Source organism: Granulosicoccus sp. 3-233, assembly GCF_052681095.1.
The window spans coordinates 41069-47188 of sequence record NZ_JBQYLE010000021.1 but is presented as its reverse complement, the minus strand read 5'-3'; the positions used below and the strand labels follow the sequence as shown (position 1 = coordinate 47188).

General features: G+C 48.2%; 6 protein-coding genes. All 6 read right to left on the bottom strand.

Translation table 11 applies throughout. The annotated features are described in order from the left end of the window. Window positions 1–238: 238 nt before the first annotated feature. The gene (locus ACUNV4_RS29080; RefSeq protein WP_430882182.1) at window positions 239–1462 is read right to left on the bottom strand and encodes a hypothetical protein; all 1224 of its coding nucleotides are present in this window, start codon (window positions 1460–1462) and stop codon (window positions 239–241) included. Window positions 1463–1595: 133 nt separating this feature from the next. Beyond that, window positions 1596–2831: a glycosyltransferase family 4 protein gene (locus ACUNV4_RS29075; protein ID WP_430882181.1), complete on the bottom strand. Its 1236-nt coding sequence runs from the start codon at window positions 2829–2831 to the stop codon at window positions 1596–1598. Continuing rightward, window positions 2815–3783 (bottom strand): GDP-L-fucose synthase, encoded by a 969-nt coding sequence (fcl, locus tag ACUNV4_RS29070; protein WP_430882180.1) that lies wholly within the window; start codon window positions 3781–3783, stop codon window positions 2815–2817. Before fcl ends, ACUNV4_RS29075 begins: the two co-directional genes overlap by 17 nt. An 8-nt stretch (window positions 3784–3791) precedes the next feature. Then, on the bottom strand, window positions 3792–4913 hold the full coding sequence (gene gmd / locus ACUNV4_RS29065) for a GDP-mannose 4,6-dehydratase (RefSeq protein WP_430882179.1): 1122 nt from the start codon (window positions 4911–4913) through the stop codon (window positions 3792–3794). Between the two features lie 24 nt (window positions 4914–4937). Further along, window positions 4938–5288 carry a MarR family EPS-associated transcriptional regulator gene (locus ACUNV4_RS29060; RefSeq protein ID WP_430882178.1) on the bottom strand — a complete coding sequence of 117 codons (351 nt, stop codon included), beginning with the start codon at window positions 5286–5288 and terminating at the stop codon, window positions 4938–4940. A 250-nt stretch (window positions 5289–5538) separates the two neighbouring features. Continuing rightward, a complete protein-coding gene (rfaH, locus tag ACUNV4_RS29055) occupies window positions 5539–6039 on the bottom strand; it encodes a transcription/translation regulatory transformer protein RfaH (RefSeq protein WP_430882177.1) in 501 nt (166 codons plus the stop codon). Between the last annotated feature and the right edge of the window lie 81 nt (window positions 6040–6120).

The window sequence follows — 6120 nt, the reverse complement described above, 5'->3', positions numbered from 1 at the left end:
AAAGCTGCAATTTCCTGAAGACGATTAGCGCCAGAACCACTAGTTTTATAGGCTCAAACGAGTTATACAGGTCGAACGATTTAGGCGGAGCTGGGCGCAGGAAGTCGACCACGTTCGGGCAGGCAGCAAGTGCGGATGATGCACTGATGATAGACTACATGCGCCAGAACGCCAGCCCCATGTCGTGAACGGTTACCACCAAAGCAACTCGCTATAGAACTATAAATGTGTATTTCACTCAGCGAAACATCACCTTGAAACCCGTCAATCTCAATAACAGGGCCATAATAACAATACTCATTATCAGCTCAAGCTGACTCTTGGGTAGACCGTGGGCCGGCAAGCCGGCGTAAAAACTAAACGAAGAAGTAATTATATATGGATACCTAACTGAGAATTCACCCACTAAGATCATCATAATCATAACCAGAATAAAACTAGGGAAGAACCATTCGCTTCCAAACCCAAGTGCGACTTCTGACGGAAATGAAGCTGGAATTCCTGCCCCGAGTTCGGTGATGAAATACTGCTCCCTAAATACAAACGCACCCACGAGTGGACCTGAAGAAACAAAATTAGGCTTATTGGACCAAAAAACTCTGGGAATATAACCGTAGAAACCCCCGAATATCACTGTCCTAAGGGATGGGATTGTATCTCTCTCGCCATAATCATATATTCTTGCATCCTTCGCAGGGGATAGGCCATAGCCAGCTTCGTTATTATTTAGCTGCTCTATAATCAGTGATATGCCACTCTGCTCGCCTTTGCCTTTGCGAACCTCCGAAATTACGGACATCAACTGTACCAAAACTACCAATACGACTATGCTTCTCCCTGCTAGAAATAATTTGCCTTTCAGATCCTTCACACGCATGAATCTAAAGATCAAAATCGTGAGTATCGGCACTACAAAAACACCTCTACTGCTAGACATAAATCCGATAACCATTATCACCAGCAATGAAAGCATCGCTAGAACCACATGTGGATTCGACCTAGTTATTTTTGAAAAAGAGAAAACTATAACAGCGTGAAGCGTATATATTTTCAAAGCATAGTTGAGCGCATTCAACCATAACCCCCCCCCCCTAGATCGCTTCTGGCTTTCAAACGAATCAACGCCAGCCTGCGAGATCCAAAACACAATAATCACCATTAGAACTACCGTAGCCAGATAAAAATATCGCCTACCTTTTTTATCGAATCTAGCGTTATCAATACCTGAAGCATAATAACGGTCGATCCTGATTCTCCTCTTTCGAAAATACAAAGTCACCAGAAGCAGAGTGAAAAACCAACCAAACATTATCATGCCCACTAAATCGCCATTCCCCCCAGAAAAATCTGTGAATAGTGTAGCTATGATTATATTTGGGGCGAGAAATATTAAAGGCGAACTCCACCGCAACATAGACATAATGAAAAACACGCCTACTAGAGTCCATATTATGTTCAACATGACTAGTCTCGATTTCGGCCGACCGACTTAAAACAAAATTTTTCTGTAGCCCCAACAGCGCAGTTTAGCATCCGCGAATCACGAAATAAATATCACCACACATGTTATTGTCTATGCAAAAGCACCTAAGCGTTCAGCCACGAATTATATTTACCCATTGCTGCAGACCTTTATCACGATCGTAAAGAGTTTCGAATATCGAACGAGCGTAATACTCCTGCTCTTTTTTGTACTCTGAATCTTCTGACAGAAGCACAATTGAATTAGCTAAGCTGGCGTAATTACCTATTTCTACCGAGTTTCCACAATTATTAGTTAGAACCGTTGTGGCGATTTCTCCATCCGAGGCACCAATAAATATTGAGCTTCTACCGACAGCCGCTATTCCGTAAAACTTACTAGGAACAATCAAACCTTCCAGTTTCGGATTCAACGATACCAAATGCACATCAGCAGCACTCAGGCTTTCGCTCAGCTGTTCTCGCGGCTGATAAGGTCGAAATGCTATGGAACTTAAACCACGTCGGTTCGCTTCATTCTCCACAACCTCGCGCTGCGCACCGCCCCCGATAAAGAGAAATACAATATCGTCACGATGAGAAAGAATCTCTGCGGCGCCAAGAATCGTGTCGAATTCATGCACTCGCCCAAGATTGCCGGAATACCCAACCACGAACTTCCCGTCCAGCCCCCACTCACTTCGTAGCTTGTTCTCTTCTCTGGGTACCGGCTTGAGAGCCTGACCATCAGCCCAATTGGGTATGACTCGTATATTGATATCATCACCCGCCTCCTCACGAATGAATTGCTCCATTCGTGTACCCAGCACAACATTCATGTAGGCCGCTCGAAGAGTTGTGTTTCTTATACGCTTCAACAGAGCCAGAACTGGACCTCGCATGAACTTCACCCCAAGCTCTGCGGCAACTTCCGGGAAAACATCCTGCAGCCAGTTGACGAGCAATGCACCTCGTAGCTTAGTGACAATCGCAGCAACTACTGAAATGAGCGGGGGATCTGTCTTCGCAACCACTATCGTGTTCTTGTCCGTTCGGTCAAATAGCGTCCAGGCCGCTGTTACATAGAACGTCAAATAGTCGATTGCCCTTCCGGCAAGGTTTCCTCTACCAAAACGACTCGTCCAGACTCGGTGAACCAGCACTCCATTTACAGTCTCTGACTTGGAAAGCCGGGCTGTGGAATCATCGTATCTTAGCCTACTGGTCACAATCTCGACCTGGTATCCCTCGCGCACCAGGTCGAAGGCAAGATCACTCAATAGCTGACTGGTCGCCGAATGGTCGGGATAAAAGAATCTGTTGATGAACAGTACTTTCTTCTCAGGTGCTGATTCAGCTTCTTGCATCATTCAGATTTCGCAAATACCAGGCATATGCATCAGTCAAGCCCTGTTTGAGGTCAATGTCAGCTCGCCAATCCAGTTCACTCAAACGGCTTACATCCATCAGCTTTCTCATCGTGCCATCGGGTTTCGACGTATCGAAGACCAACGAGCCCTTGAAACCCGTCACATCAGCAATAGTCTCAGCCAGCTCACGAATCGTGCAATCGACACCTGTGCCAACATTCACATGACTTAGCATGGGCTCCGTGCTGGCCTTGTAGGTTTGCAGCGGCAGTTCCATCACATGCACGCTGGCAGCCGCCATGTCATCCACATGGAGAAACTCCCTCATGGGCTTGCCACTACCCCAGATGACAACCTCGCTCGACTGATTGATTACCGCCTCGTGAAAGCGGCGCAACATGCCCGGTATCACGTGGCTGTTTTCAGGATGAAAATTGTCGTTCGGGCCATAAAGATTGGTCGGCATCACGCTCCGATAGTCTCTACCATATTGCCGGTTGTAGCTCTCACACAATTTGATGCCAGCAATCTTGGCGATCGCGTAGGGCTCATTGGTCGGCTCCAAAATCCCTGTCAGCAATGCATTCTCGCGCATCGGCTGCTCTGCATTCTTCGGATAGATACAACTGGAACCTAGAAACAGCAATTTCTGTACATCAAACAGGTGAGCGGCATGTATCACATTGGCCTCCACCATCAGATTCTCGTAGATGAATTCTGCCGGGTAGCTATTGTTAGCCTGAATGCCACCTACCTTTGCCGCAGCCAGATAGACCTCTTCAATCTTCCTGTCCGCGAAAAATGTCTGTACTGCTGATGAATCCAGCAAATCCAGCTCAGACCGTGTAGCTGTAACAACATTTACGTAACCCAGCTTCTGCAACCGCCGGACTATCGCCGAACCTACCATCCCCTTGTGGCCAGCAACAAAAATATTCTTCTCGTGACTCATGGACTCTCTCAATTCTCCACCGACAAGGGAATGTCGAGCCCGTTCGCTTTGAGAAATGCGTGTCTCTGAGCCACCTTCAGATCTTCCGCAACCATCTCGGCACACATCTCCTGCGCCGTTATCTCAGGCACCCAACCCAGCTTTGTCTTGGCCTTCGCAGGATCTCCCAGTAGCGTCTCTACTTCGGCCGCTCTAAAATAACGCGGATCAACCTGCATGATCACATCGCCTTCCTTCAGCGCTGGCGCCTTGTTACCTTCGACTCTTGCAACGACTGCCTTCTCATCCTTGCCCTCACCCTCGAAACGTAGCGTCACACCCAACTCTGCGGCGGACCACTGGATGAACTCACGCACCGAATACTGCACCCCTGTGGCTATCACGAAGTCCTCTGCCACGTCCTGCTGCAACATCATCCACTGCATACGCACATAGTCTTTCGCATGCCCCCAATCCCGAAGAGCATCTATATTGCCCATGAATAAACACTTTTCCAGACCCTGCGCAATATTCGTCAATCCGCGAGTGATCTTTCGCGTAACGAAAGTCTCACCACGCCTCGGAGATTCATGATTGAACAATACGCCATTGCAGGCATACATCCCGTAGGCCTCACGGTAATTCACCGTAATCCAATACGCATACATCTTGGCAACCGCATAAGGGCTTCTGGGATAGAAGGGCGTTGTTTCCTTTTGCGGCGTCTCCTGTACCAACCCATACAGCTCAGAGGTGGATGCCTGGTAGAAACGTGTCTTTTTCTCGAGCCCTAGAAACCGAATACCTTCCAGCAATCTCAGCGTCCCAAGCGCATCCACATCTGCCGTATACTCCGGCGCCTCAAAGCTGACGGCCACATGGCTTTGTGCACCGAGATTGTAGACCTCATCAGGCCGCACCTGACTCAGGATTCGAGTCAAGTTCGATGAATCCGACAAGTCTCCATAATGCAGCTGGAATCGCTGATTACTGGTATGCGGATCTTCATAAATATGATCAACCCTTTGAGTATTCAAAGAGGAGGCACGCCTCTTGATACCGTGCACTTCGTAGCCCTTCTCCAGCAACAACTCAGCGAGATAGGACCCATCTTGCCCTGTGATACCAGTGATTAACGCGACTTTATTCATTGTTTGCTACTTCCCATTCGCACATCATTTCTCAATAGTCTCCTGCTGAAGCTGCTTGATTTCACTCCGCAGTAAGTCAAACGCTCTCTGTTTTTCGTTCAAGAAAGCCACAGCCAGTCGCAGCTTTTCTTCCATTCCACGTTGCGTCACTGTGTAACTGTAGGCAATCTTGTTGTTCTCATTCTTGTAGTTATGGCTCTTGATCAATCCTTCCCTCAACAAGGCCTGAACGCAGTAGTTCGCCTTGCCCAGACTCATTCCCAATTGCCTGGATATCTCCCTCTGACTTAACGAGGGATTGGCCTCAATAGCCCTCAATACGTTGAACTGGGCCTCCAACCTTGCGGATAAGCACTTGGATTGTCGACTAACCATGCGGATACAGCACCTCGCAGGGGTTTTCACAGTGAGATGTACACGACGAGAAACTGAATCACTCCGTTGCCTCGAATAGCGGAAAACACACGCTACCGCCCTTCCGTTGCACAAGCTAACCGGACAGGCTGTTGGGATATCACTGCTGACCTACTTCAATCAAAAGGTCTTTCGCCAAATAGTCTTACTGCGTTCAAATAATGAACACAGCGGCTATTAGGCCACGATCACACTGCCAAACACAAGCACATCAACTGACTTTCTTGATCAGATTCGGCGATACACTCACTTGCGTTTCATTGCCCAACACATTCAACAACAAGACGACGCGCTCCTGACTATTACGCGCCTTGAATATCGCCTTCATGCCTGCCAAGGGACCGCTGATCAATTGCACGTCTTCGCCAGGCACAAATACCGTAGCCGGATCAATAGCACCGTTACCGCGCTCCTGCTCCTGCCTCAGCGAATTCAACAATTTCTCCGGAAATGCCTGGAGTGTGGCACCAAGACGAACGAGCCGAATAACGCCACGTGTCGACCGAATGGGCGCTGTGTTCTGACGCTCCAGATCCAGTTTGATGAAAAGATAACCCGGGAACAGTGGCTCGCATGCCGGGCTCAATATCCCCTTTCGCGATTGCCGAGTACACAACATGGGAAGAAAAGTCTCAAAACTCTGGTTCGACAGGTTCTGAACGGCGATTACCTCATGCCTCACTTTTGTCTGCAGTACATACCACTGAGACATGAATTCCCTCCCAAGTACGAGCCGAAACAGCTGTATGAACGTGTTGAATAATCGCCGCGATTCAGCAATACAGACAATCAG